At 66.4% G+C, this 26367-nt stretch carries 20 protein-coding genes and 1 pseudogene; 3 read left to right on the top strand and 18 right to left on the bottom strand.

Annotated elements, in window-relative coordinates; all coding sequences use genetic code 11:
- Positions 1–34: 34 nt before the first annotated feature.
- From ACIBI6_RS09910 to ACIBI6_RS09880, 7 genes are read right to left on the bottom strand one after another with little or no spacing between them, the layout of a single operon-like run.
- Complete coding sequence (locus tag ACIBI6_RS09910) at positions 35–667, bottom strand: nitroreductase family protein (RefSeq protein ID WP_396955772.1); 633 nt, start codon at positions 665–667, stop codon at positions 35–37.
- On the bottom strand, positions 667–1653 hold the full coding sequence (locus ACIBI6_RS09905; protein ID WP_396955771.1) for a ScbA/BarX family gamma-butyrolactone biosynthesis protein: 987 nt from the start codon (positions 1651–1653) through the stop codon (positions 667–669). Before ACIBI6_RS09905 ends, ACIBI6_RS09910 begins: the two co-directional genes overlap by 1 nt.
- Positions 1650–2582 carry a nucleoside-diphosphate kinase gene (locus ACIBI6_RS09900; RefSeq protein ID WP_396955770.1) on the bottom strand — a complete coding sequence of 311 codons (933 nt, stop codon included), beginning with the start codon at positions 2580–2582 and terminating at the stop codon, positions 1650–1652. Before ACIBI6_RS09900 ends, ACIBI6_RS09905 begins: the two co-directional genes overlap by 4 nt.
- Positions 2579–3670 carry an SDR family oxidoreductase gene (locus tag ACIBI6_RS09895; RefSeq protein WP_396955769.1) on the bottom strand — a complete coding sequence of 364 codons (1092 nt, stop codon included), beginning with the start codon at positions 3668–3670 and terminating at the stop codon, positions 2579–2581. The genes ACIBI6_RS09900 and ACIBI6_RS09895 overlap by 4 nt, the downstream gene beginning before the upstream one ends.
- Complete coding sequence (locus tag ACIBI6_RS09890; RefSeq protein WP_364339042.1) at positions 3667–3918, bottom strand: phosphopantetheine-binding protein; 252 nt, start codon at positions 3916–3918, stop codon at positions 3667–3669. Before ACIBI6_RS09890 ends, ACIBI6_RS09895 begins: the two co-directional genes overlap by 4 nt.
- On the bottom strand, positions 3915–7313 hold the full coding sequence (locus ACIBI6_RS09885; RefSeq protein WP_396955768.1) for an AMP-binding protein: 3399 nt from the start codon (positions 7311–7313) through the stop codon (positions 3915–3917). The genes ACIBI6_RS09890 and ACIBI6_RS09885 overlap by 4 nt, the downstream gene beginning before the upstream one ends.
- Positions 7300–10032, bottom strand: a complete 2733-nt coding sequence (locus ACIBI6_RS09880; protein WP_396955767.1) for a phosphoenolpyruvate synthase — start codon at positions 10030–10032, stop codon at positions 7300–7302. The genes ACIBI6_RS09885 and ACIBI6_RS09880 overlap by 14 nt, the downstream gene beginning before the upstream one ends.
- Before the next feature lie 251 nt (positions 10033–10283).
- Between ACIBI6_RS09880 and ACIBI6_RS09875 the strand changes: the two genes are divergently transcribed.
- Complete coding sequence (locus ACIBI6_RS09875) at positions 10284–10994, top strand: ESX secretion-associated protein EspG (RefSeq protein WP_364339036.1); 711 nt, start codon at positions 10284–10286, stop codon at positions 10992–10994.
- Between the two features lie 89 nt (positions 10995–11083).
- Entirely contained in the window at positions 11084–11458 is a 375-nt protein-coding gene (locus ACIBI6_RS09870) for a hypothetical protein (RefSeq protein WP_396955766.1), read from the top strand.
- Between the two features lie 37 nt (positions 11459–11495).
- Here ACIBI6_RS09870 and ACIBI6_RS09865 read toward each other — a convergent pair whose 3' ends face one another.
- Positions 11496–12005 (bottom strand): hypothetical protein, encoded by a 510-nt coding sequence (locus tag ACIBI6_RS09865; protein ID WP_364339031.1) that lies wholly within the window; start codon positions 12003–12005, stop codon positions 11496–11498.
- 328 nt (positions 12006–12333) lie between these two features.
- Positions 12334–12726 (bottom strand): hypothetical protein, encoded by a 393-nt coding sequence (locus tag ACIBI6_RS09860; protein WP_396955765.1) that lies wholly within the window; start codon positions 12724–12726, stop codon positions 12334–12336.
- Positions 12727–13165: 439 nt separating this feature from the next.
- On the opposite strand from ACIBI6_RS09860, the pseudogene ACIBI6_RS09855 reads away from it, so the two are divergent.
- A pseudogene (locus tag ACIBI6_RS09855) lies at positions 13166–13232 on the top strand (antitoxin); the annotation flags it as partial.
- Between the two features lie 38 nt (positions 13233–13270).
- Here the strand turns inward: ACIBI6_RS09855 and proB are convergent.
- The 9 genes from proB to ACIBI6_RS09810 all read right to left on the bottom strand — a co-directional run bounded on the left by proB (position 13271) and on the right by ACIBI6_RS09810 (position 26085).
- Positions 13271–14386, bottom strand: a complete 1116-nt coding sequence (gene proB, locus ACIBI6_RS09850) for a glutamate 5-kinase (RefSeq protein WP_364339765.1) — start codon at positions 14384–14386, stop codon at positions 13271–13273.
- A 369-nt stretch (positions 14387–14755) separates the two neighbouring features.
- A complete protein-coding gene (gene obgE, locus ACIBI6_RS09845; RefSeq protein ID WP_364339027.1) occupies positions 14756–16210 on the bottom strand; it encodes a GTPase ObgE in 1455 nt (484 codons plus the stop codon).
- Positions 16211–16364: 154 nt separating this feature from the next.
- Positions 16365–16631 (bottom strand): 50S ribosomal protein L27, encoded by a 267-nt coding sequence (rpmA, locus tag ACIBI6_RS09840; protein ID WP_330253217.1) that lies wholly within the window; start codon positions 16629–16631, stop codon positions 16365–16367.
- Positions 16632–16671: 40 nt separating this feature from the next.
- Positions 16672–16983: a 50S ribosomal protein L21 gene (gene rplU / locus ACIBI6_RS09835; protein WP_040687720.1), complete on the bottom strand. Its 312-nt coding sequence runs from the start codon at positions 16981–16983 to the stop codon at positions 16672–16674.
- 302 nt (positions 16984–17285) lie between these two features.
- A complete protein-coding gene (locus ACIBI6_RS09830; RefSeq protein ID WP_364339023.1) occupies positions 17286–20489 on the bottom strand; it encodes a translation initiation factor IF-2 N-terminal domain-containing protein in 3204 nt (1067 codons plus the stop codon).
- A 486-nt stretch (positions 20490–20975) separates the two neighbouring features.
- Entirely contained in the window at positions 20976–21392 is a 417-nt protein-coding gene (gene ndk, locus ACIBI6_RS09825; RefSeq protein WP_040687718.1) for a nucleoside-diphosphate kinase, read from the bottom strand.
- Positions 21393–21437: 45 nt separating this feature from the next.
- The gene (locus ACIBI6_RS09820) at positions 21438–21779 is read right to left on the bottom strand and encodes a DUF4233 domain-containing protein (protein ID WP_364339763.1); all 342 of its coding nucleotides are present in this window, start codon (positions 21777–21779) and stop codon (positions 21438–21440) included.
- 170 nt (positions 21780–21949) lie between these two features.
- A complete protein-coding gene (locus ACIBI6_RS09815; RefSeq protein ID WP_396955987.1) occupies positions 21950–23320 on the bottom strand; it encodes a bifunctional folylpolyglutamate synthase/dihydrofolate synthase in 1371 nt (456 codons plus the stop codon).
- An 86-nt stretch (positions 23321–23406) separates the two neighbouring features.
- Positions 23407–26085, bottom strand: a complete 2679-nt coding sequence (locus ACIBI6_RS09810; RefSeq protein WP_396955764.1) for a valine--tRNA ligase — start codon at positions 26083–26085, stop codon at positions 23407–23409.
- Between the last annotated feature and the right edge of the window lie 282 nt (positions 26086–26367).

Genomic DNA, 26367 nt, shown 5'->3' with positions numbered 1-26367 from the left:
GGCTTCAGTACACGCTGCGACAACATTCGCTCGCTCACGCTTGCGTCCACCGGTCCCACATGGTCACCTCCGCGGCAGGCGTGCGCCGCAGTCCCGGCCCCTGGGTGCCGGGCAGCAGATGAGCGACCGGCAACATGGCGACCTGAGTGACCTGCTGGAACGGAATCCCGAGCAGATCGGCGATATCACGCTCATAGGCCAGGTGCGCGGTCGTCATGGTGCAGCCGAGCCCACGTTCGTGCAGCGCGAGCATGAAGTTCCAGACCGCCGGATAGATCGAGCCATAGAAACTGGCCAGCAGCAGCGCCGACGCATTCGCGGGTGGACGACCGAGAGAGCACACGATGACCAGGGCGGGCACCTCGTGTAGATGCGCGGCGAGGTGCTGCCCGGAGGCCAGATCACCGAGTTGGTCCGGACGGGGTGTACTCGCGGAAAGGTAAGCGGCGAAACCCTTTCGGTAATACTCGGCGATCTGCTGTTTGGTCGCCGGATCCTCGACGACCAAAAAGCGCCACGGCTGACGATTGGTGCCACTCGGCGCATGCACCGCGATATCCAGACAGTCCAGCAGATCCTGGCGCGCGACCGGACGGGTCAGGTCGAGGCGGCGGCGGAATGCGCGGGTGGTGGTCAGCAGGTCGGTGCCCGTGAACTCCTCGCCCATCAGACTCCTTCGGGATCGGCCTCGGAAACCAGTGCATCCTCGGCGAATTCGAGATCTATCCGAGCGGCCACGGCATCGGCCTGGTGGATCTCGCAATGGATCACGGTACTGCCCGCCCCTTCATCGGTGATCTCGGCGATGCATTCCACGGGCAGGTCCAGTTCTACGAACCGGTCGAAAGTACTTGCCACACACTCGAGTTGGGGCAGATCGCGCACGACCATCGACAATGCGGTCTGGCGGCAGGCCTCGATGAGCAGGCTGCCGGGCACATGGTCGAGCTGGTGGTCGAACAGGAAGGGATGGCCGAGATCGGGCACCAACCTCGCCCGTGCGATCGCGCCGTCGCGTACCGGCGGGCCGATCACCACATTGCGCCAGTTCTCCCGGCCCACCGAGGCGGGTGCGGCGCGCTCGGTCAGTGCCGAGGCACCGCGAAACGCACCGAGCCCCAGGCTTTCCCGGAATCCGCTACGCAGTGCCGACCACTGTCGCGCGGTCACCCAGGAGAAGGACCCGTCGACCGTCAGCATCGGCTCGCCGTCGGATTCGATCTCGAGCACCATATCGACGCCCTGCAGCGCGCCACCGCGCTGGTGACGCTGCGGAACTCGCACATGCATCACCAGATCGGCGGGCGCGGTACGCACCTCCCAGGCGGCGGTGTCGGATCCGGTGCCGTTGAAAGTGCGCACCACGAAGGCCATTTCGTTCGGCACACCGTAGAACTTGTGCGTCAATGCGATGGCCGCCTGCCGGGCCGCCTCCATGACCACAAGCGGATCATGGCGCACCGCAAGCGATCCGGCATGATCGCCGTAATACGCGTGCATCCTGGGTAGTTGAGCTCCGGCGACGAAGGTGTGCTCGCCCACGGCGTCCAATGAGGTGACGAACACCTCCGAGACCGCGCATCGGTGTGCGAGTTCCCGGGAGATCGTGCGGGTATGGCTCGCCGTCTGCACGGCGGCCGCATCTGTGGTCACGTTCGACCCTCCAACCATTCTTCGGCGGACACCGGCCGCAACGTCTGCGACGCGGTGCCGGTCCGCATGGGAAGTACATAGGATCCGAGTACGATCGCCGACCACGGATCCAGCTCCCGGCCATCGGCCCAGGACTGATACAGCAACTGCGCGCAGTCCGCATCCGAAGCCGGATCGAAGCCGGGCGGGGCCGCCCTACCGCTCCCTGCCGAATCGCGCAGCACCCGGTCGAGCGCGTCCGCCCGATCGAAGCTGCGCGCGGGTGTGCGCGCATAGAGTTCCTCGGCGACCGCGACCGCGTCCGCTGTGCGGTCCGCTCCGGTGCAGGCCTGTGCGATCACCGTTGCCCGACTCCATTCGTCCAAGTAGATGGCGAGTTCCCGCAGTACGTCGGCGGGATCGTCGGGCGAATGCACCAGGTTGAGCAGATAGTTGTGGCGGCCGAGCAGATACCGCAGCTCGCCGGGGCGGCGCTTGCGCGGATCGGTAGCGCCCTTCGCCTCGGTGAGCCGCACCGGTACGGGCAGTTCACCGTCTGGGGCGTGCACGACGAGTACGAGCACATCCGAGATGGCGACCAGCAGATCGGCCAGACGGCGGCGTTCGGGGGAGGCGATATTCCACGCGAAATACCACAGCGCGCGCGCCAGATGCCGGTCCACCGGGACGCGGAATGCGCTGACGATCCGAAACCCGTTGTCGGCCAGCCAGTTCAGCGTCGGCTCGACGGAACGAGCGACGATCGCATCCGGCTTGAGCAGCAGTAGCGAATGCTCCCTGGCGAATTCGGCCACGTCGAGGCCGAGTCGATCTAGCTGGTCGACCGATTCCTGGACATAGGTGTCGGCGACATAGGCGTCGACCTTCTGTGGTGATGGCGTCAGCGTGCTCAGCAGTTCCCGCAGCGACTCGGGCGTCATCGCACTCATGGGGCGGCCCCGTCGAAGTCGTTGCCGGCCAGGATGTCCGCTATCGAAGGCAGCGGCATGCCCAGGTATCCCGATTCCAGGCAGTAGTCCAGCAGCACCCGCAGATACTCCTTGCCGCTGGCCGGGGACGGCTTGCCGAGCAGCACGTCGGCACGGGCGGTGTCGAATACCAGCCGTCGCCGGAAGTAGTTGGTGTAGAGCGAACCGATGCGGCGGTAGTACTCCCGCTCGATCGGCTCGAGATCGTCCTCGGCGAAGGTCGCCGCCGGCACGAAGGTGGCGACCTCGAAGGACGGATATTCGGCGAGCACATCGGAGACCTCGCGCAGCGAAAGAGTATCGCGGCCGAGCGCGTGCAGCGTACGATTGCGCGCGGAGTCGAAATCCAAGACGGCCGCGGCGATTACGTCGGCGACATGATCGACCGGCGCGAGCGACAGCGTCGCGTCGTAGCGGCCGGGCAGTGCGCGCAACTTGCCCTCGACCATGAGTTTCACCACGGTGTAGAGGTTCTTGTACTCCCGGATCGTGCCGGTATCGCTGGCCCCGGTAACGATGCCGGGGCGCACGATCACCCACGACAGGCCCTGCTCCCCGGCCGCTCGCACCAGCTTTTCGGCGCGAAACTTGCTGTCCTCGTAGCCATTTCCGAAAGTTTGACCGGCATCGAGTTCATCCTCGGCGATGGTGCCGCCGCGCATACCGCACACATATGCGGTGCTGACATGCACCAGCGGCACCTCCCACTCACGTGCGAGCGCGATGGCATTCGCGGTGCCGACCACATTGAGTTCCTCGTAGTCCGCGGCCGATGCATCGAATGCCGTTGTCGCCGCACAGTGCACGATGATGCCGACTCGCTCGGCGAGGTCTTCGGTATCGCGCTCGGAGAGACCGAATCCGGGCACGCGCACGTCGCCCGCGACTGCGGTACCCGGCTCGATCAGCGTGCCGTCATTGCGCACGATAGTCGAATTGCTGTGCAGCACAGCGGCGACCGGCCGACTCGCGGCCGCGAGCCTGGCCACGACCTCGGCGCCGACCAATCCGGCCGCACCGGTCACCAGCACGGTATCGCCGGAGCTCATAGTGGCACCTCGCCAGCCGCCGAACTGCCCGCGACCAGGGCGATCACCGCATCGACCCGGCGCACGCCCACCAGCTCCTCTGGCCGGTAGCGCGGCAGTTCGAACGCCCGCTCCAGGACAACAGTGAGTTCCATCAGACGCAGTGAATCGAAGCCGAGATCCTCCACGAGGCGGTGCTCGTCGGACAATTCGGCGGGCGGTTGCGGGGCCATGGCCAGGACGATCCGGCGCACCTTATCCGCAGTCATGACTCTCCTTCCCGCAGATGCGGTTGTTGGCCACCGGAGGTCAGCAGATCGCGGGCCTCGTCCAGAGGTAGGTCGGTATTCAGGTACCCGGCGATGCGCAGCCAGTCGTAACCGATCGCCAGGGTGCGCCGCCACTGCTCACGCGAATCGAAGGAGGCCGGGAATCCCGCTGTCGTCTCTGCCCCCGCCGCGACCGATCGGACCAGTGTGACGAAATCGTCCAGCACCGCGAGACCCGCGAAAGTATCTCCGCCTGTTCCGATTATCTCCGAGAAACGGACCCGCCGTGCCGATTCCAGCTGTGCCAGCAGATCATCACGACGCAGGGCGTGGCCCGGCAACAGTCGTCGCAGGGTCTGTGCGGGCGCGACATCGGCAGGTAGCGGGTGAATCCCGAATGCGGACAACAGGACACGGACCGCCATGGCGATGAGCCGGTGTGCGGCGATATCGGCGACCGCGCCCTGCGAGTTCTTGACCGCACCCGCCAGATCCTCCCTGGCGTTCTCCAGGACGACATTGGACCACACCAAATTCAGCGCGCATTCGGTGAATCTGGTTGCGGGTAGGGGTGACAGCGTCGCGATCACATCGTCGCGTGCGGCACCGGTCAGCCCCAGGGCGGGTGCGGCCGCGTAGGGCACCGGGGTATACGGCTTGACCGGCTTACACATGGCTAGCGCAGGTTCGATGAGTTCCCCGCCGCGCCACTGCAATCCGACCAGACCGAGCCCGAGGAACTCGAGCAGATCCTCGGCGATGTCGTGATCGGCGCGGCCGAGGACATCGCGCAACGAATGCCGGAACACCACAGAACGCCAGGCGCGGGCCGCGCTGTCCGAGAGTGCGAAGACGTCGCGGTCGTCGCGGATCACGTGGATGCGACCGCCGATCGTCCAGGTGGTGACTCCTGGGCGCCGCGCGAACAGAATCTGGTGCGGATCATCGGCGATCTCGGGGACACCGAGCGCCGCCGCCAACTGCCAGACGTGTTCCCATGCGACCTCGGTCGACTTGGTGAGGTCGTGGTAGCGATCGATGAGCGCGTCGGTTCCGATACGGTCGAGCTGTTGCGGCAGCCACTTGGTTTCCAGGTAGCTCTCGCCCTTGCGGGCGGACCAGCCCTTCATTGCCTGGAGCAGTCCGTCGCGCGCCCAGTCGGCGGCTTCGGCGTCGGCGTGTAGCCCCCGCAGCGCGACCGCATAGCGCAGCGCCTGCGTTGCACGCCGGGTCCACCAGTCGGCTATCAGGGCGGTGAAGTGCGAATGCGGCAGCAGTGCACGCAATTCCGCGACATTCGGTTCCCCGGCCTGTACCACGGTCGCGCGCAAGAATCGCTGACACCGGTTGAGCAGATCCTCGTCGATCTTGTCCGAACCACTCGCCGCCAGTTCCAGCTGATTGCGCAGCTGCGCCTCACACCTGGTCCGCACCTCGACGCGACGGCCATCGATGAACAGCACCGTCGGCAGCGTCGGCAGGTCCTCGTCACCGGGTGCGACAACCAGGAAGTCGACATCGGATCCGGCATTGCCGAACCCTTCCGCCAGCGACCCCTCGAACAGCACAGTCGAATTTCGCGGTACCGCAACACTTTCCAATGCACGATCGAGCAACTGTCGCACTCGTTCGGCAGGCAGGGCAGGCTCGGGTACAACATCGTCGGTGGCCGGGCTGTCGGTGCGCAGCTCCGATTCTGTAGCGTCCTCGGTCGCGTGCACCACCGCGCCCGCCAACGCACCGTCCGCGAAAAGCTGCCACATATACCGACGCCGCGGTTTGCCGCTCGAGGTGCGGCGGATGATGCCGCGCGGGCCGGTCACGATATGCACCGTCTGTGCGGGCCCGAGTTCACCGCGAATGATCCTGCGCGCCTCGGCAATCCAGCCGCCCGGTGCCGATTCGGCGAACAGTGCGATGCCCTGGGCACCGGCCTCGGTGATCGCGACGGCGGCGAGCTTGCCCTTGGTGATTCCGGTTTCCTGTGCGACTCGGGATTCGATGTCCTCCATGAACACCGACCGGCCGCGGACCTTCAGACTCGACCCCATCCGGCCGAGTACGAAAACCTCGCCGTTGTGCAGGAATCCGGCATCGCCGGTGAACAGCACACGCTCGACGATCCGCGTTGACGAACCGATGTCGGGCTCGCCGGAGTAACCCAGCGCGACCGAATCTCCGACGACGATCATCTCGCCGAGGGTGTCATCGGGCAGCTCCCGGCCGTCTTCATCGACCACGCGCACGGTCGATTCGGGCGTCGAATAGCCGAGTCCGGTGATCCAACCGGAGCCTTCGACACGGTGGGTATCGTCGAGCAATTCCTCGGCCAGGATCGTAATCGGTTGGCCGAAGCGCAGATTCGGATTGTCCAGCCGCAGCGCGGTGATGGGTCGGTTGCGTGCCGAAGAAGTCACCATCAACGTCGCCTCCGCCAGACCATAGGCAAGGGTGTAGGCGTTGGTCGAAAAGCCTTGTCGGCCAGCCAGTCCCGCGAAAGACTGGAGATCGGCCACCTCGACCGGCTCGGAACCCACGGCCAGTGTGCGCCAGCCGGACAAATCCAGATCCGTGATCTCCTCCGGCGCGACGCGGTGGGCCACATAACCGAGGGCGAACGACGGCGAGGGCGTGTGCTGTGCGTGCGACATGGCCCGCAACCAGCGGGCCGGATCGCGGACGAACTGGTCCGGGCGCATCAGATACAACTCGCCCTGATTGGTCACGGTGGTCAGAAATGCGCCGACCAGGCCCATATCGTGATAGAGCGGCAGCCAGGAGACCATGGTTTCGCCGTGCCGCCAGTCGATCAGCGACGAGATCATCGCGATGTTATTGGCCAGGTTGTGCCAGCTGACCCGCACTCCGCGCGGCGTGCCGGTGGATCCGGAGGTGAATTGCAGCAGCGCGCATTCGTCGGGCTCGCCGAACTCGCGCTCCGCCGGCGCGGGACCCAGATTCGCGGCATCGATCACCAGCGGCTCATCGGTGCGTCCCGCCGCCTCCGCCGCTTTGCGCACCAACTGCTCGAACTCGGTCGAGGTCACCACCAAACGCGGCTGGGCCTGCTCCAGAATCGCCGCGATATGGGCGATGATCTGGTCGAGGTCGCCGAACATCGGCGGCGCGACCGGGGTGAAGACGCCACCACAGGCCCATACCGCGTAAAATGCGGCGGCACAGGGGAATCCGGTCGGCATGATCACACATGCGCCGTCGCCGCTGCCCATACCGTGTGCACGCATGCGCGCCGCGATCGACCAGCTCAGCTCCGCCAGATCGTGATAGCTGCGGTATTCCCAGCCGTCGGCCTCGTCGGCCAGGTGGATCCCGGCGTCACGCGCCGGATCGGCAAGCCAATTACGCACTGCGGCAACGTCTTTATCCGGCATCATCGCGCGGCTCTCCTCCCGACAGCACAGTCACGGTACCGTTCGTGCCATCGACCCGTATTCCCATACCAGAACGTATCTTCTTGGTCAGGTCCTTGACTTGGACCACGGTCGGAACTCCCAACTCCCGTGCCACGATCGCGACATGAGTGAGGGGGCTGCCGCGCTCGATCACCAACGCCGATGCCGAGGGCAGCGCGGCCACCCAACCGGGATCGGTGCGGTATGCCACCAGAATGCCGCCTGCCACGTCGCGTGGCTCGTCGACGACCACCGCAGTGCCCTCGACGATGCCTGATGCCGAGGGCGTGCCGGGCAGGACCGTGCCGACGGTTGCCGCCGGAGTGTCGGTGACCGGCACCCAGCCCTGGCGCGCGAGTTCCGCGCGCCCGAATGTCGGCCCTGCGGTGACGAAGCGGGCCGGAGCGACCAACTCGGCGTCCCTGGCGCGCTGGGCTTTCCGTGTGGCGACCAGATCGCGCAGGTTGTCTGTGTCGGCGCCCTCGTAGCAGCCGCGCAGTTCCTGGACGGTCAGTGCGAAGACATCGTCGAATTCGTCGATGACGCCGCGCGCCACCAGATCTCGGCCCATTACCCGGATCATCCGCTTGACCATGCCGAAGGCCCTGGTCCGGCAGAACCGCAGCCGCTCCCGATGCGCGGCGCACCGATTCACCTTGCCGCGCAGGCGCTCATAGATCCGCCGACGGAAGCCGTGCAGGTTGGCGTCGAGGTATTCGTCCGCCTCCGCACTGCGGCTGTGCTGTGCCGCCTCGCCGACGCGGCCGATCGCACTGCGCAGCATGATGAACAAGCTCGCGGGATCCTCACGCAGATCCGGGGTTTCCAGCTTCAGCTCGTCCAGGCTGCGGTAGCCGTAGCGATCGATGTAGTCCTCGAGCCTGGCCAGGAATTCGGTGCGGTCACCGATGTCGTCGTAAATCTGCTCCGCCGCAGTCGAATTGATCAACGCCACCAGCTCGGAATCCTCGCGGACAAACTTCGCGAGCTCGGTCATAGCGCGCGCCGGTTCGGCGGATTCGACATCCGCGCCGGGCCCGACGACGGCGTACAGGAACCACTCCGGCGCCTTCGGCAGCAGCAGTTTGGTGAGCAGATACATCAGACCGGTGCAGGTCAACAAGATTGCGTCCAGGACCATCAGCGGACCCCAGCGCTCGACCAGGTCCCGGTCGACCTTGCGATAGGCCGCGTAGGCCTGTGCGCCGGTCAGCGTCGAGTAGTCGAGTGCGTCGTATTCGTCGTAGACGCGGTAGAAGTCGGTCATGAAGCGCTCGACCATATCGTCGATGCCGAACAGTCGCCGCACATAGGTCACCGTGGTAATCGCACGCGACCGCAGTCGGGCCGGCCGTGTACGGAAGGTGAACGGGCGCAAGGTCTTCGCGATCTCGTCGGGCAACGGTTCGTCGACGCCGAGCGCGGCCTCCAGCACCTTCCTGTTCAACGGATACCCGGGCGCGATGCCCACCATCCGGTACCAGTGCAGCAGGTTGTAGTAGACCCGGCCGTGAAAGTAGCCGAGTAGCACCGGAGTCCATCGATCGGTCTGGCGCAGTTGCGCATCGGGCACCCGCAGCGACTTCGCGTAACCGTGGTAGACGCGGCCGTAAATGTCGGCGGCGGTCGTGTAGGTCAGCGGGGACGTGATACCGCTGAAACTTTCGATGATGTTGGAGTTGTCCCAGATTCGCTCTTCGCCGTCGGCGAGCACCTCACCGGCCCCGCGCAGTGCCGCACCGCGCGCCGCGCCGTCGGTGACCGCCGTGGTGATCGGACGCGACTGCAGGAACCAGAGGCCGTCGGCACCGATGGCCCACTCGATGTCCTGCGGCGCACCGAAATCGGCCTCCAGCTTGCGTCCCCACTCCACCAATTCGGCCAGTTCGGCATCGGCGAGCACAGCGCTCTCGCGGCGCTGCTGCTCGACCTCGAGCACCGCACAGCCCTGCGCTCCCGCGGGCGCATAGCTGCGATCCTTGTCCCCCACAGTCGTTTCCAGCACGGTGCCGGAGGTTTTGTCGACCACGACCGAATCGGCGTCCACCGCACCCGACACCAGTCCCTCGCCGAGCCCGTACACCGCACTGACAACCAATTCGTCCGCGGCGCCGTTGATCGGGTTCGCGGTGAACATCACTCCGCTGGACCGCGCATCGATAAGGCGTTGTAGGACAACGGCTATGGCATCGGCGCGCGGCTGTCCGTGCGCGAAGGCATAGCGGATGGACCGTTCGGAAAAGGCCGAGGCCCAACAGTCACGCACGCGCGCCGCGACCGCATCGACGCCGTTGACATTGAGGAACGAATCGAACTGGCCCGCATAGGAATGGCCGGGACCGTCCTCGACGACCGCCGACGATCGGACCGCGATCGCGCCCGCCCCCAGGCGGCTGTAAGCATTGTCGATCAGTTCGAGGACCGGCTGCGGCAGCGGCGCATCGACGATCGCGGCGCGTAGTTCCGCACCGGCGGCCAGCGCCGAATCGAGGTCGTCCGATGATGTGACATTCAACACAATAGCCGCCAAATCGACGTCGGTGTTGGTCTCGATAAGGAACCGGTTGAAGACGTCGGTGCCGAGCACCGCCCAGTCGGGAACGCGGAAGCCACCATTGTGCAAGGTGTACAACCCACCCGCTTTACCCCCGCCTAGCGCGGCAAATGTCGTCGAGTCGGTCCACGGTCCGAGTAGCTGCAAGACTTTTCTCCCATCACCCCATTCACCGCACCGGAGCAGGCGCTCCGGCACCACAAGGCAGCGCAAAACCGAAGGGGCTGTCTGGATATATCCGAGATTTGCTTTCGACGTTAGCCCGCAAACCTTGGGTACTGCTTGGCAAAGACTTGGTTCGAACGCCTCGAGGCACCAGTAAGCTGACCCTTTCGAGCGACCTGCAAGCAGTCGCTAGCGGCGCGATGACGTTCGTGGGTTGTTAGGAGTGATTCGGCGTGGGTTGGACCTTCACCCCGGACGAGTTCGCCCATATCTGGCGCGAAACCGAAGTGGACCGTCACCCGTATCCGCTGCGCATTCTCGAGACACCACGAACCGAGACCGAAGCCGACAAATTGCGCGCACAGCTGGAGGAGCGACTACCGCCGCGCAGCGATCCGGACCTATCGGCGTGCCTGCGGATCATGGCCACACCTCAGACCAGGATCGTGGCGATCGGTGGCGGGCACGGTCCCGGCACCGAGATCCGGCTGCTGGCCTGTGCGATCTACGACCGTGCCGTCCTGGCCATCCAGGAACCTGGTTCCGGACCGGATTTCGGTGGGCGCGTACGACTTTCGATCGGCCTCAGTGCCAAACTCGGTGCTCGGATCGCCGCATTGCTGCCCGCGGTCCCGGCCGGACACGAACCGGCGCGGGCGGCATCCGCCGAAGCGATCCGCGACGACGAGACGGTGGTCGTAGCGCAGCGGGCGGTGCCGTCGATCCGGCGGCTGCTGCTCAAGCCGCATACCGCCGAGGGACATATCCGGATCGAAGGGCGACTGGACCAGCCCTCCCCGCAGCCGCCGATCCACTACACCTGGATCGATGTCAAGGGCGACGGGCGCTATCTGATCAAAGCGGGCGATACCGTGCACATCGTGCCCGCCTCGGCCGAGCAACTCGCGACCCAGCTGCAGAAACGTATTCCCGCGCCGGCCTGATAAGCCGTAACCGACCGGAACTATTTCATCCGGAGGCATGGCTAACGGTTAGTCTGAGGCGGACCGACCGATCCCCGGGGGTGTGGTGCATGACGATCGAGAGCAGCCGAGCCGATATTGCCCGCTTCAAACAGGAGGCACAGGCGGGCACCGTCAAGTTCGACCCGGATGCGGCGCGACGTTGCGCCGAAATGTACGACAACCAAGCCGACCGGCTCATCTATCTACGCCGACGCCTCGAATCGGCGGGCGAACTGGGCGGCTTCGGCGGATTCATCTCCGCACAGCAATTACAGGCCGGATTCGCGCACAAGGCCCGCGACGCCGCCACCCTGCTCGACCACTACATCGAAGCCGCCTACCGCATGAAGGAGGCCTTCCTGATCAGCGGCGGGCTGTTCGAGGAGGCCGATGCGGCGAATGCCGCGGCATTGCGGGCGATCGAAACGCGGGTACCGCGATGAGCTGTGATTCCGCGCAGAACGGCTATCAGCCACCCGATCAGCAAAACAAGACACACCACGCCACGCGCAAGACGCGGTCGAACGTCAGCGAGGCGCGACGATGAGCGGTAATGATCCCGATTACATCAGCTCGATGGAGCATTTCGAGTCGATGAAGCATGAGGAGATCTACGCCGAGACCCAGCAGATCGACGCCGCGCAGATCCTCAACGCATCGGTCACCTGGCTGGAAGTCGCAGGGACACTGGCGAGTTCGTTTCCACTGACCAGAGCCGGCTCGGATCGGGTAATGAATTCGATGGCCTGGGAGGGCGTCGCCGCCGAAGCCGCCTACGCCTGCGCCCGTAGCTACGCCGACTCCGTCGATGAACTCGCCGCGATCATGGGACAGGTCGGCACCCGCCTCGGCGCGGTGGCCGCGGCCGCCGAAGCGGTGAAGATCGCCGTTGTCCCACCGGGCAATTCGGGTCCGATCGGCGCCATAGCCCGACTGCTCGAAGCCGCCCATGTGATCAATGCGCAAATGGCGCAGGAAGCACTGCGCCAAGAAGCCGTCCTCGCCATGAACATGATCTACAAACCCGCCTACCAAATGGCAGGCACCGCCGTCCCGGCCCTCCCCCGCCCGCCCTCCTTGCCGGGCACTCCGGACGCGACGTTGGCACCCCGGCACTCGCCCACTCGCGAACCAAGCCAGCCCGGCGCGCAGATCCCCGAAACCGAGCCCTCCACCCCGCATTCCCAAACACCACAGCCAACCCCCACCCCGGAGCCCGAAGCACCACAACCCACCCCGACCCCGGGCACACCAGCACCTTCCACGCCAGAATCCCAAGCACCGCAACCAACCCCGGAACCCAGCCCCCCGGGCCCGTCTACACCGGAATCCCCAGCACCGCAACGAACTCCGGGCCCAACGACACCAGCACCCACCACCTCGGCACCCAGCTCTCCGGAACCCGCACCAATTCCCGCCACGCCGGAATCCCCAGCACCGCAACCAACTCCGGACCCAACGACACCAGCACCCACCACCCCGGCACCCAGCTCTCCGGAACCCGCACCAATTCCCGCCACGCCGGAATCCCCAGCACCGCAACCAACTCCGGACCCAACGACACCAGCACCCACCACCCCCGCCCCTGGAATCCCGGAGTCACAGGCACCACAGCCCACCCCGGCTCCGCCCCCTCAACCCGCCCCAGACTCACCGGTACCTGCCACGCCGGAATCTCCAGCGCCGCAACCAAACCCAGCACCTCCGACATCGGAATCCCAGGCGCCACAGCCCACTCCGGCCCCACAGCCGGAACCATCAACCCAACAAGCACCCCCTCCGGCCCCACCCCAACAGGCCCCGCCCCCAACGCAGGAGCCACAACCTCCGGAACCCGCACCAGCACCCCCAACTCAACAGGCGCCTCCACCCGCGCCCCCGGCCCCCGGCCCGTCGGCACCAACCCCTTCCCTCCCCGACCCCGGCGGCCAACCAGGCATCACCGGCCCCATCCCCGACCGAACCGGCCCCTCCCAACCCCCACCAACCAGCAACCAACCTGGCGTCATCCCAACCCCAGACAGCGGTCAGCGATGAGTAGCTCCCGAAAAGCACGAATCCGACTGGTCTCGACAAATCAGATCGGTGTCCAGATTCCGCCTATTCGTCGAGAATCATGATATGGCTCTGAGCATCCGGAAGCCGATCGGCTGGCGCGGGAGCTGGCGGCGCAAACCGGCGAAACTTTGACCGAGGCCGTCGTCATCGCTCGTCGCGGTACATCACTACGTTCCGGTTGCCGCAGGAAACAGACGCTAAACCTTGACCAGGTCGTCGGCGTGGATTACCGGACGTTGCATGGTGTCCGGGAGTTCCGTGGTGGAGCGGCCGAGCATGCCGGAGAGTTCGGTGCTGTCGTATTCGACTACGCCGCGGGCGACTATGCGGTTGTCGGGGGCGATGAGGTCGACTACGTCGCCGCCGTGGAAGCGGCCACGGACGCCGGTTATGCCTGCGGCGAGCAGTGAGCGACGGCGGTCGGCGACGGCTTGGACGGCACCCTCATCGATGAGGATGGCGCCGCGGCTATCGGCGGCGTGGCGGACCCAGAATTTGCGGGCGGAGAGGCGAACCGGGCGGGCGGCGAAGGCGGTGCCGACGGTGCCCGCGCTGAGCGCGATTTCGGCCTCGGTGGCGGCGGCCAGCAGGACAGGCACGCCCGCGTCGGCGGCCAGCCGGGCCGCGGAGAGTTTGGAGGCCATGCCGCCGGTGCCTAGTGCGCCGCCGCTGCCCGCGATGACGCCGTCGAGGTCGGCGCTGCTGCGCACCTCGGGGATGAAGTTGGCGGCACCCTTGCGCGGATCGCCGTCATACAGGCCCTCGACATCGGAGAGCAGCACCAGCGCGTCGGCGCCGACCAGATGCGCGACCAGCGCGGCTAGGCGGTCGTTATCGCCGAAGCGAATCTCTTCCGTTGCGACGGTATCGTTTTCGTTCACGACGGCGACCGCACCGAGCGAGCGCAACCGGTCCAGGGTGCGCTGGGCATTGCGGTGATGTTCCCGGCGCGAGAAGTCGTCGGCGCTCAACAGCACCTGCCCGACCGTGCGCCCGAACCGCGCGAACGAGGTGCCCCACGCATGCGCCAATGCCAACTGACCGACACTTGCCGCAGCCTGCTTGGTAGCTAAATCCCTTGGGCGAGTTGTCAATCCGAGCGGAGCGATACCCGCACCGATCGCACCGGACGAAACCACGACCACATCGGATCCGGCCTGCATCCGCGCCTCCACCGCATCGGCAAGCCGATCCAGGCGCGCCATGTCGAGTCCGCCCTTAAGGCTGGTCAGCGCCGAAGACCCGATCTTCACCACCACACTGCGCGCCGATGCAATCGCCGTCCTGGCTTCACTCAGCCCGGACTGCGACATCACCTCGGCCATCCCCGAACTCACCTGCATCGCAACCGAACTCCCTGTACCACAACAGAACCCACGAAGTCGATCGCCCGAACTGGCCTGGGCGCACCGGCCGACCGCAAGGCACAAGCCGCCACCGCCGAGCCAGCCGCCGCATCAACAGACCGAACCAGGCCCGGACCAACCGAGCTCACTGCACCAACCGACTCGATCGAACTCGCCGCACCATCCAGGCCAACGGAACCCGCCGGGAGCGATACTGCCCGAACGCACTGGCCCGCACTGAATTCCGACGCGCGCTGAACGGGCGACCCGAGCCGCAGCGCTCGCCGAAACGCCGTGCCAGACCCCGGCGCACACCACAAGCCCACGGCGTCCACGTTATTCCTCGTCGTCCTTGACCAGACCGCGGCGCACTCGGGAGGCGTGTTTGCGTTCGGCGGCGCTGATCCGGTCGTTGTGCTCCAGACGGATGTCGGTGCCGCGGCCGGTGGGCACCATATCGATGCCCGCGGAGATCTGCGGCTCCCACTCGAAGGTAACATCGCCGATCGTGACCGGCGCACCGGGCTCGGCGCCCTGCTTCACGAGTTCGTCTTCGACACCGAGGCGGGCCAGGCGGTCGGCGAGGTAACCGACGGCTTCGTCGTTGTCGAACTGGGTCTGGCGTACCCAACGCTCCGGTTGCGGCCCGCGCACGATGAAGCCGCCCGGCTCCTCGGGATCGGCGATCACACTGAAGCCGGACTCGTTCACCGCGATCGGGCGGATCACCGGACGCTTCGGCGCGGCCTTCGGATGCGCGCTCCGATACTGCTCGACCAGCTCGGCGAGCGCAAAGGTCAAGGGACGCAGGCCAGCTCGGCTCACCGCCGAAATCTCGAAGACCGGCCAGCCGCGAGCGGTGAATTCGGGCGTGACCATTTCCGCCAGCTCGGCGGCGTCGGGCACGTCGACCTTGTTCAGGATCACCACGCGCGGCCGATCGGCCAGATCACCGAGCCCGGTATCGGCATCCAGAGCCGGTTGGTAGGCGGCGAGTTCGGCCTCGAGCGCATCGACATCGGAGACCGGATCGCGTCCCGGCTCCAGCGTCGCGCAATCCACAACATGCGCGAGGACCGCGCAGCGTTCCAGATGCCGCAGGAAATCCAGCCCGAGCCCACGCCCCTCGCTCGCGCCCGGAATCAGCCCGGGCACATCGGCAATGGTGAAGGTGGTGTCACCGCTGGAGACCACACCGAGATTGGGCACCAGCGTGGTGAACGGGTAGTCCGCGATCTTCGGCTTGGCGGCCGAGAGCACCGACACCAGCGAGGACTTACCCGCCGACGGGAACCCGACCAGCCCCACATCGGCGACGGACTTCAACTCGAGGACGAGATCGCCTTCATCACCGTCCTCGCCGAGCAGCGCGAAACCGGGCGCCTTGCGTGCCTTGGAGGCCAGCGCGGCATTGCCGAGTCCACCGCGTCCGCCACGGGCCACGATGAACTTATTGCCCGAACCGACCAGATCGACGACCACCTTGCCGTCGTCGTCGAGCACCACGGTGCCGTCGGGCACCTTCAGCACCAGATCGGTGCCCTGCTTGCCGTCGCGGTTACTGCCCTCGCCCGGCTTGCCGTTGCTCGCCTTGGCGTGCGGGTGGAAATGGAAGTCCAGCAGGGTGTGCACATTCGGGTCGACCTCGAGGATCACATCCCCGCCGCGTCCGCCATTGCCGCCGTCCGGTCCGCCGAGCGGCATGAACTTCTCGCGGCGCACGGAGGCGCAGCCGTGACCACCCTTGCCCGCACGCACGTGCAATACGACACGGTCGATGAATTTGGACATGTCCGAATCATCCTCCTCGGTGGTAGCCGTAGCGACTGCTCGCAGGTCGCTCGTAAGAACCTGCTTTATGGGAACGCGATCGTTCGAGAACGCGAAAAGCGGGCCAGGGAATGCACCCTGACCCGCTCAGCTTTTCCGGAATCGGCAGAGGCGGTCAGGCCTCGACCGGCTCCGGAACCACGATGTTGACGGTCTTGCGGCCACGCTTGGTGCCGAACTCGACCTTGCCCGCCGCCAGGGCGAACAGGGTGTCGTCGCCGCCACGGCCGACGAGCACACCAGGGTGGAAGTGCGTGCCACGCTGGCGAACCAGGATCTCGCCCGCCGAAACGGCCTGGCCACCGAAACGCTTGACGCCGAGTCGCTGTGCGTTCGAGTCGCGACCGTTGCGGGAGCTGGATGCACCCTTCTTATGTGCCATTTCTGAACTCCTGTGAAGTAATTCGAGAAAGCGCGGAGGCTTACTTGATGCCGGTGACCTTGAGGACCGTCAGCGGCTGACGGTGACCCTGACGCTTGTGGTAGCCGGTCTTGTTCTTGAACTTGTGGATGCGGATCTTCGGGCCCTTGGTGTGCTCGACGACCTCGGCCGCCACCGAAACCTTGGCCAGCTTGTCCGCATCGGTGGTCAGCTCGGCGCCGTTCACCACGAGGACCGGGGCCAGCGCCACGGACGAACCCGGCGCACCCTCGATCTTCTCGACCTTCACCAGGTCACCGACCGCGACCTTGTACTGCTTTCCGCCGGTCTTGACGATCGCGTACGTTGCCATCGGTCGGCTGCCCTTCTTCCTGTAAAGCGCGCGGCTCGTGCTCGCGCGGCTGCGTGCTCCCGCCCGGATGACTCCGGCTGGAAACCACAGCACTCTGGTCTGGTAGTCACCGCCGCCACAGCAACCTGATGGCTCTCGGCTTCGAGCCGAGTCACAAACACAGCGCAGATAAGCGCTGTCGCCGGGCAGCGACTGTCCAAGATTACAGGACGGATACCACCCCGACCAAACCGGTGCCCGCGAAAGGCAGGAACCCCCGTCGCGGAATGCGGCGGGGGTCCCAGGTTTTCGGATCGTGGCAATCAGTTCACGTCGTCCACCGGTGGCCCGGCAGGACGACCGACGGCCCGGCGGCGTGGCTTGCGCGTCGGCACCACGACCGGCACATCCGCCGTGTAGTCGACCACGGGCCCCGCGGACCCCTGATCGGCCGTCGGCAGCACGAACACCGCGCCGGTGCTGTCGGCGGCAGGTGCGGCGGCCGAACGCGCGACGCGACGTCTGCGGCCGGTCGAACGGGGTGCGGATTCGGGCACACCGTTGGCCGATGCCACGACCGGCTCTTTCGCGGGCTCAGCGGCTTCGTCCGCCACCACGGTCGACTCTGAATTCCGAGCATCGATCGGAGCAGCGAACGCAGCGAACTCCTCGGATACAGCCGCAGCGGCTTCCTCGGCCGCCACCTCCGCGTCCGCGGCTTCCCAGGCGACCGCCTCCGCGACTTCCTCGGCTACCGCCTCCGCGACTTCCTCAGCGACCGCAGCAACGGACTCGGAGACCACGACCTCATCGACCGGCGCCTCATCGCTTGCGGCGACGACATCCGCAACGGCTTCCGCGACCGCAACGTCCTCCGGGTGCGCCGCATCCTCCGACTGATGCGCCGCCATCGCCAACGCCACCGGATGCGCGCGCTTGACGGCGATCTCCGCCTCGTCTTCGACAACATGCGCGGTGCCATTGCTGGCCGCAGCGGGTGCACTCGGTGCCGCACCCTTGTCCCGGCCACGCCGCCGCCGCGACCCGGTCTCGCGGCCACCGCGCGCACTGTCCTCGGCGCCGGTGAGCTCCACCGGGTAGGTGTGCACGATGATGCCCCGGCCGTGGCAGTGCTCACAGTTCGACGAGAACGCCTCGACCAGGCCGGTGCCCAGCTTCTTGCGGGTCATCTGCACCAGGCCGAGCGAGGTCACCTCGGAGACCTGGTGGCGGGTGCGGTCACGGCCCAATGCCTCGGTCAGCCTGCGCAACACCAGATCCCGGTTCGACTCCAGGACCATATCGATGAAGTCGACAACGATCATGCCGCCGATATCGCGCAGCCGCATCTGGCGCACGATCTCCTCGGCCGCTTCCAGGTTGTTCCTGGTGACCGTCTCTTCCAGATTGCTGCCGCCCGCACCGGTGAACTTGCCGGTATTGACGTCGATGACGGTCATCGCCTCGGTCCGGTCGATCACCAGGGTGCCGCCAGAGGGCAGCCACACCTTACGATCGAGCGCCTTGGCGAGTTGCTCATCGATCCGGTAGGTCTCGAAGACGTCGACACCATTGTTCTCGTGCCGGGAGACCCGGGCGAGCATGTCCGGCGCGACCGTGCGGATGTAGTTCTCGACGGTGCTCCAAGACCGCTCACCCTCGATGACCAGCCTGGAGAAGTCCTCATTGAACAGGTCGCGGATGACCTTGACCAACAGGTCCGGCTCTTCGTACAGCGTCTTGGGCGAGCCGTTGTCCTTGACCTCGGCGGCCTTCTCGATGGTGCGCCAGGTCGCCTGCAGCCGCTCCACATCGCGCGCCAGTTCGGTTTCGCTGACACCCTCCGACGCGGTGCGGATGATCACCCCGGCGTCGGCGGGCACGATATCGCGCAGGATCTCCTTGAGTCGCTTGCGCTCGGTATCGGGCAGCTTGCGGCTGATACCGGTGGACGAACCGCCCGGCACGTACACCAGGAAGCGTCCGGCCAAGCTGATCTGGGTGGTCAGCCGGGCGCCCTTGTGCCCGACCGGATCCTTGGAGACCTGGACCAGCACCTGATCGCCGGGCTTGAGCGCCTGCTCGATCTTGCGCTCCTTACCGCCGAGACCGGCGGCCTCCCAGTTCACCTCACCGGCGTAGAGCACACCGTTGCGGCCGCGGCCGATATCGACGAAGGCCGCCTCCATCGAGGGCAGCACATTCTGCACCTTGCCGAGGTAGACATTGCCGACCATCGACGCCGAGCCGGTATTGGTGACGAAGTGCTCGACGAGGATGTTGTCCTCGAGCACCGCGACCTGGGTCGCGGTCGTATGCTGCGCTGAATTGTCCCTCGCTTCGCTCGGGAGCGGGAAGGTCTTCTCGCGCACGACCATGACCCGGTCCACCGCCTCGCGGCGGGCCAGGAACTCCGACTCGGTCAGGATCGGCGGGCGACGGCGACCGGCCTCGCGGCCGTCGCGCCGCCGCTGCCGCTTGGCCTCGAGCCGGGTGGAGCCGGTGATGCCCTGCACCTCGTCGACGGTGGCGCGGCTGCGGCTCTTATTGCGCGGCTCACGCTCGTGCACGACGGTATTCGGTGGATCGTCATCGGAGGCGCTGTCGCTATCGGCGCCGTCCCCCGCCACCTTGCGGCGACGACGGCGACGGCGACGACGGCTCGAACCCTCCGGCACACCGGATTCGTCGTCCTCGGTCTCGGTGTCGTCGCTGGGCTCGGCTTCGGCCTCGCTCTTGGCGGCGGCCGGCTCGTCCTCGGCGCTCTCGTCGGTGGCTTCGGTGTCCTCACCATCGATTTCGGTGTCGGTGTGCTGCTCACCCCGGCCCCGACCCCGCCCTCGACGGCCACGTCGACGACGACGCGGCTGATCCGCCTCGCCCTGCTGTTCGGTCGACTCGTCCTCGGCGGTTTCGGTCTCTTCCTCGACGGTTTCGACCGCGCTCTCCTCGGCGCGACGGCTATCGCGCTCGGCCCGACGCTGCCGACGCGCCGCCTCGGCGGCCGCGGCGTCCGGCGGCAGGAACAGCGGTGCGGCGACCTCGGCCGCGGCCTCGAAGACGACCGGCGTCGTGACATGCGGCTCCCGCGGAACCGAATGGGTGAACAACTGCACCGACGGCTGATGCGCCGCGGGCTGCTCCCCAGTTGGCAGCGATCCGGACTGGTCGATCACTTCGTCCGGCGCGGAGAAGATGGGCCCCGGCTCACGCACGGCCGCCTCGGGCGCGGCGGCAACCGGCTCGGGCTCGGGCGCCACCGGCTCGGCCGCAACCGGTTCTTGCGCGGCGGCATCCGGCTCGACGGCCTCGGATTCCACCGTGCCGAGCGCTTCGCGGACAGATTCCGCTACCGCTCGATCGACATTCGATTGCGCACTACGTGCGTCGGCACCCAACTCGGCGAGCTTGGCCAGGATGCGTTTGCTGGTTACTCCCAGCCGCTTGGCAAGCGCGTGAACTCGGATTCGCTCCGGCAATTGTTCGGCATCCTGTGATGTTGTTGTCAGCGGCTCTTGTTCGGCCACGAAGTCTCCTCGGGTCCCCGGGCGCGTCCCTCCTGGCAGGAGTGACGCGGCCGACGCGGGGGCACTGTCCGTTCACCTCACGCGGTTGGCGCAAGGTCAAGTGGTCTCGCCCCGCATGCCCGGTTAACACCATTATGTTCGTCATCGGGCTAACTGGTCACGCGGCGCCTGGCTATTGGCTGAACTCCACGGCGCGAGCGCTCATCCAGCGTGCCGACGCGAACCTCCGGCCCCAGCAAGCGGCCAGCTGTTCGTAGCAGCGATGATCGGCATCGAACCGCAGTGTCATCCGGTTACCGTCCGGCACCGATCGTCCGCGTACCTGCGCGAACAGTCGGTATCGTGAGCAACCACTCCCAGTATCCCACACAGTGCGGCGACGTCTCGCCAGCGCCGCACGACTTAGCCTCGCTGGTGCGCGACTAGGTCCCGCGGCGACGCCGGCTGTGCTGTCTGTTCGCGCAGCTCACGCCTCAGGGCCTCGTATCAGGCGGGGAACTCGGGAAACCAGAGCGCGATTTCCCGCTTGGCCGATTCTGGCGAATCGGAGCCGTGCACCAGGTTCTCCTGGGTCTCCAGTGCGAAGTCGCCGCGAATGCTGCCCGGGACGGCCTTCTCGACCGGATCGGTGCCGCCGGCGATCTGACGGAAGGCCGCAATGGCGCGCGGCCCCTCCAGGATGGCCGCGACGACCGGGCCGGAGGTGATGAACTCGATCAAGGAACCGAAGAACGGCTTCTCGGCATGTTCGGCGTAGTGGCCACGCGCCAACTCGTCGGATACCTGCTTCAGCTCCAGGGCGGCGATCTTCAGGCCCTTGCGCTCGATCCGGGCCAGCACCTCACCGACGAGGCCACGGGCCACACCGTCCGGCTTGATGAGTACCAACGTCTGCTCAGTCACGGCGCTCAGCCTAATGGGCGATACCGCCGGTTACCGAACCGGCGGCTAGGAAGAGCCCTGGATGCGTTGGCTGGGCAGCAGGCCGAGTTCCATTCGGCGCTTGACGTCGGCGCGCAGCACCAGGATGAATCCCCAGACGACGGCGAAGAAGACGCCCATGACGCCGATGGACAGGTGCACGAAGACGCCCAGGATCAACAGGACCTGCAGCCCGAGATTGAACGGGATGGCCCACGGGCGGCGTTGCAATCCGGCGCCGAGGATCATCACCAGCGCGAGGACGACCAGGTAGCCGCCGGAGAACCAGCCGATACCGCCGCCGACGGACCCGACCACGGGCAGTGCGAGCAGCACCGTGATCGCCTCGAGGATCAGCGTGCCGGCCATGACGCCGCGCAGACCCTTCCACGGGTCGGTGGCGGGTTGAGGGACCCGCGGCTCGCCGTCGGCCCGGTCGGGCTCGGCGGCGTCGCCGGTTGGCTCAGTCACGCTGTCTCCTTGTCGGCATTCGCGGGTCCCACGTGCTTACGCATGCTGCCGCATTCGGACCGTGCGGCTCATGCCGGGTCCTTTCCGAATAGGGCGCGCGCCGCACCGGCAGTGACCACGGAGCCGGTCACCACGACGCCCGCACCGGAAACCATCTCGCCCGCATCACCGACCTCCTCGGCGATTGCGATGGCCGTTTCCAACGCGTCGGGCAGCGTCTCGGCGGTGACCACCCGTTCGTCACCGAAGCGCTGCACGGCGAGGTCGGCGAGGCGTTCGACATCCATGGCGCGCGGCGAACCATTGTTGGTGACCACGATCTCGTCGAATATCGGCTCCAGCGCGTCCAATATGCCCGCCACGTCCTTGTCGCCGAGCACCGCGACGACACCGACCAGCTTGCGGAAGTCGAATTCCGCAGTCAGCGTCGCGGCCAGTGCGCGCGCGCCCGCCGGATTGTGCGCGGCGTCGATGAAGATGGTCGGGGCATTGCGCATGCGCTCCATCCGGCCGGGACTCGTGACGCTCGCAAAACCAGCACGCACCGCCTCGACATCGAGCTGCCGATCAGCACCCGCGCCGAAGAACGCCTCGACAGCCGCCAGCGCGAGCACCGCGTTGCGCGCCTGGTGCTCACCGTGCAGCGGCAGGAAGATTTCGTCGTAAATCCCACCGAGGCCCTGCAATTCGAGCTGCTGGCCGCCGACCGCTATCTGGCGGGCCAGTACCCGGAACTCCGATCCCTCGCGCGCCACCGCGGCATCGACCTCGACCGCCCGGCGCAGCAGCACATCCATGGCTTCGGGTTCCTGCTCGGCGATGACGGCGACGGTATCGCGCGGCACCAGGCTCTCCGGAGCCCGTTTGATGATCCCGGCCTTCTCCCCCGCGATGGATGCGAGATCGTCACCGAGGAAATCGGTGTGGTCCAGACCGATCGGGGTGATCACCGCGACCTGTCCGTCGATGACATTGGTCGCGTCCCAGCGGCCGCCCATACCGGTCTCGACGACCGCGACATCCACCGGGGCCTCGGCGAAGGCGGCGTAGGCCATGCCCGTGAGCACCTCGAACTTGCTCATCGCCGGACCGTCGGCGGCGGCGGACTGCTTATCGATCATTTCGATATAGGGCAGCAGTTCGCGGTAGGTCTGCACGTACTCGGCCGGGCTGATCGGCACATTATCGATGCTGATCCGCTCGGTGGCCAGCTGCAGATGCGGACTGGTGATCCGGCCGGTGCGCCGGTGCAGTGCGGTCAGCAGCGCATCGATCATCCGGGTCACCGAGGTCTTGCCATTGGTGCCCGCGATGTGGATGGCCGGATAGCTCTGCTGAGGTGAGCCCAGCAGATCCATCAGCGTCGCGATGCGGCTCAGCGATGGTTCGATCTTGGTCTCCGGCCAGCGCCGATCCAATTCCGCCTCGACCAACGCCATTTCAGCCAGATCCACCGGGGACGGCCCGGATCCGAGTCGTCGCTTCCGATCTTCGTCGTCGGCGTACTGGGGTTCTGGTTCGTCGTTCATTTGCCGCTCAGTTCCGCGAGCCGGGCGCCGATGCGCGCGACCTCGGCCTCGGCGACATCGCGACGTCCCTTGATCTTGTCGACCACCTGGTCCGGCGCTTTGGCCAGGAAGGCCTCGTTACCGAGTTTGGCTGTGGTGGTTGCCAATTCCTTCTCGGCCGCGGCGAGATCCTTCTCCAGGCGGCGGCGTTCGGCATCCAGGTCGACCGCGCCGGAGGTGTCGAGCTCGACCGTCACGGTCGAGCCACTGAGGCGCACCTCGACCGAGGCGGTCGCGGCGAATTCGGCGCCGGGCTCGGTGAGCCGGGCCAGGTTGGTCACCGAATCGTGCAGTTCGGTGAGGCCCGCGGTATCCAGGCCGATCAGCTTGGCCGCCACCTTCTGCTTATCGGCCAGACCCTGATCGCTGCGGAAGCGACGGATCTCGGTGATCAAGCGCTGCGCATCCGAAATACGTTGTGCGGCGGTCACATCCGTGGCCACACCGGTGGCCTGCGGCCAAGTGGCGATGACGACGGATTCGCCGCTGGTCAGCGCCCGCCACAGCGATTCGGTGACGAACGGGATAACCGGATGCAGCAGCCGCAGCACCGCGTCGAGCACATTGCCGAGCACGATACTGGTCGACTCGGCGCGCGAACCACCGGCGGCGAACTGCACCTTGGACAGTTCCAGATACCAGTCGCACAGCTCGTCCCAGGCGAAGTGGTACAGCGCCTCACACGCCTTGCCGAATTCGTAGGCGTCGAAGGCCGAATCCACCTCGGCGCGAACCTGTTCGAGCCGATCGACGATCCAGCGGTCGGCGTCGGTGAGTTCGGCGCGATCGGGCAGCGTGCCCTGCTGCGCACCGTTCATGAGCGCGAACTTGGTGGCGTTGAACAGCTTCGTCACGAAGCTGCGTGAGGCGAGGGCATGCGATTCGCCGACCGAGAGGTCACCGCCGGGCTGCGCACCGCGCGCCAGGGTGAAGCGCAGCGCGTCGGCGCCGTAGGAGTTGATCCAGTCCAGCGGGTCGATGCCGTTACCGCGGGATTTGGACATCTTCTTGCCGTGCTGATCGCGAATCAGGCCGTGCAGGAACACATCCTTGAACGGCACCTGCTTCGCACCGCCCTTGCCCGCGGTGAGCACGTGATCGTCGGAGACGAAGGTGCCGAACATCATCATTCGGGCCACCCAGAAGAACAGGATGTCGTAACCGGTGACGAGAACGCTTGTCGGATAGAACTTCTGGAGCTCCTCGGTGGAATCGGGCCAGCCCATGGTGGAGAAGGGCCACAGGCCGGAGGAGAACCAGGTGTCGAGCACATCCGGATCCTGCACCCAGCCCTCGGGCGCGGTCTCGTCCGGACCGACGCAGACCACCTCGCCGTCGGGGCCGTACCAGATCGGGATGCGGTGGCCCCACCACAGCTGCCGCGAGATGCACCAGTCGTGCATATTGTCGACCCATTCGAACCAGCGCGGTTCCTGGCTGGTCGGGTGAATCACGGTGTCGCCGTTGCGAACCGCGTCACCGGCGGCCTTGGCCAGCGATTCCACCTTGACCCACCACTGCATCGAAAGCCGCGGCTCGATCGCCTCGCCGCTGCGCTCGGAATGTCCGACGCTGTGCAGATAGGGCCGCTTCTCGGCGGCGATCCGGCCCTCGGCGGCGAGCCGCTCACGCACCTTGACCCGCGCCTCGAACCGGTCCATACCGTCGAATTCGGTTCCAGTGCCGGTAATCCGGGCGCGCTCGTCCATGATGTTCGGCATCGGCAGGTTGTGCCGCAGGCCCATCTCGAAGTCATTGGGGTCATGCGCCGGCGTGATCTTCACTGCGCCGGTGCCGAATTCGGGATCGACGTAGTCATCGGCGATGATCGGGATCTGGCGTCCGGTGATCGGATGCTCGAGGGTGCTGCCGATCAGATCCTTATAGCGCGGATCCTCCGGATGCACCGCCACCGCGGTATCGCCGAGCATGGTCTCCACCCGGGTGGTGGCGACGATCACATGCGGCTCATCGTCTTTCAGCGAGCCGTAGCGCAGCGAAACCAGTTCGCCCTCGACATCCTCGAATTTGACCTCGATATCGGAGATGGCGGTGCGCAGTTCCGGCGACCAGTTGACCAGGCGCTCGGCCCGGTAGATCAGGCCCGCGTCGTATAGGCGCTTGAAGATGGTCTGCACGGCACGGGAAAGCCCGTCGTCCATGGTGAAGCGGTCGCGGCTCCAGTCGACGCCGTCGCCGAGCGCGCGCATCTGCCACTGGATCTGTCCGCCGGATTCGCGCTTCCAGTCCCAGACCTTGTCGATGAACAGCTCGCGGCCGAAGTCTTCCTTGGTCTTGCCGTCCACCGCGAGTTGCTTCTCCACGATGGTCTGGGTGGCGATGCCCGCGTGGTCCATACCCGGCAGCCACAGCACCTCGTAACCCTGCATGCGCTTGCGGCGCGAGAGGGTGTCCATCAGAGTGTGGTCGAGTGCGTGGCCCATGTGCAGGCTGCCGGTGACGTTCGGCGGGGGCAGCACGATCGAGTAACCGGGCTTATCGCTGGCGGGATCGGCGGCGAAGTAACCAGCCGCTACCCAGCGCTCGTACATCTCGGCCTCCACCTCGCTGGGAACCCAGCTCTTGGGGAGGGCATCGGCACGATTACGCGGGTTGTCAGGGGTTGCGCTGGTCACCCCGGCATTCTAGTGGGATGCCCGCTGAGCTCCTAAAAGGGCTAGCGCATAGAAAAGGCGGGGTCTTCGGTGGATGAGGGACACCGAAGACTCCGCCCACAGGTGGAGCTTACCGCCGAAACGGGCCCGAGCTCGGAATCCACAACCAATTCTCAGCTTCTCGACGAGTTCAATATGCGGCTGCCGCAATGGCACCTTTTCCGCCCCTGACGGCGCGTCTGCAGCCCAGACAGCCGGACGCTCGCGCTGGCGGATGAGGGGGTTACACCCCTGCCGCACCGG

Source organism: Nocardia sp. NPDC050412 (genome assembly GCF_044458825.1).
In the GTDB taxonomy this organism is placed as follows: Bacteria; Actinomycetota; Actinomycetes; order Mycobacteriales; family Mycobacteriaceae; genus Nocardia.
This window is presented reverse-complemented; position numbering and strand designations above follow the sequence as displayed.

What these genes read in the sequence shown, in the direction of transcription:
- ACIBI6_RS09910 (WP_396955772.1), bottom strand. Translation starts at nt 667, where the DNA reads ATGGGCGAGGAGTTCACGGGCACCGACCTGCTGACCACCACCCGCGCA.
- ACIBI6_RS09900 (WP_396955770.1), bottom strand. Translation starts at nt 2,582, where the DNA reads ATGAGTGCGATGACGCCCGAGTCGCTGCGGGAACTGCTGAGCACGCTG.
- ACIBI6_RS09895 (WP_396955769.1), bottom strand. Translation starts at nt 3,670, where the DNA reads ATGAGCTCCGGCGATACCGTGCTGGTGACCGGTGCGGCCGGATTGGTC.
- ACIBI6_RS09890 (WP_364339042.1), bottom strand. Translation starts at nt 3,918, where the DNA reads ATGACTGCGGATAAGGTGCGCCGGATCGTCCTGGCCATGGCCCCGCAA.
- ACIBI6_RS09885 (WP_396955768.1), bottom strand. Translation starts at nt 7,313, where the DNA reads ATGATGCCGGATAAAGACGTTGCCGCAGTGCGTAATTGGCTTGCCGAT.
- ACIBI6_RS09870 (WP_396955766.1), top strand. Translation starts at nt 11,084, where the DNA reads ATGACGATCGAGAGCAGCCGAGCCGATATTGCCCGCTTCAAACAGGAG.
- ACIBI6_RS09860 (WP_396955765.1), bottom strand. Translation starts at nt 12,726, where the DNA reads ATGTCGGAGGTGCTGGGTTTGGTTGCGGCGCTGGAGATTCCGGCGTGG.
- proB (WP_364339765.1), bottom strand. Translation starts at nt 14,386, where the DNA reads ATGTCGCAGTCCGGGCTGAGTGAAGCCAGGACGGCGATTGCATCGGCG.
- obgE (WP_364339027.1), bottom strand. Translation starts at nt 16,210, where the DNA reads ATGTCCAAATTCATCGACCGTGTCGTATTGCACGTGCGTGCGGGCAAG.
- rpmA (WP_330253217.1), bottom strand. Translation starts at nt 16,631, where the DNA reads ATGGCACATAAGAAGGGTGCATCCAGCTCCCGCAACGGTCGCGACTCG.
- rplU (WP_040687720.1), bottom strand. Translation starts at nt 16,983, where the DNA reads ATGGCAACGTACGCGATCGTCAAGACCGGCGGAAAGCAGTACAAGGTC.
- ACIBI6_RS09820 (WP_364339763.1), bottom strand. Translation starts at nt 21,779, where the DNA reads ATGGCCGGCACGCTGATCCTCGAGGCGATCACGGTGCTGCTCGCACTG.
- ACIBI6_RS09815 (WP_396955987.1), bottom strand. Translation starts at nt 23,320, where the DNA reads ATGGCGTTGGTCGAGGCGGAATTGGATCGGCGCTGGCCGGAGACCAAG.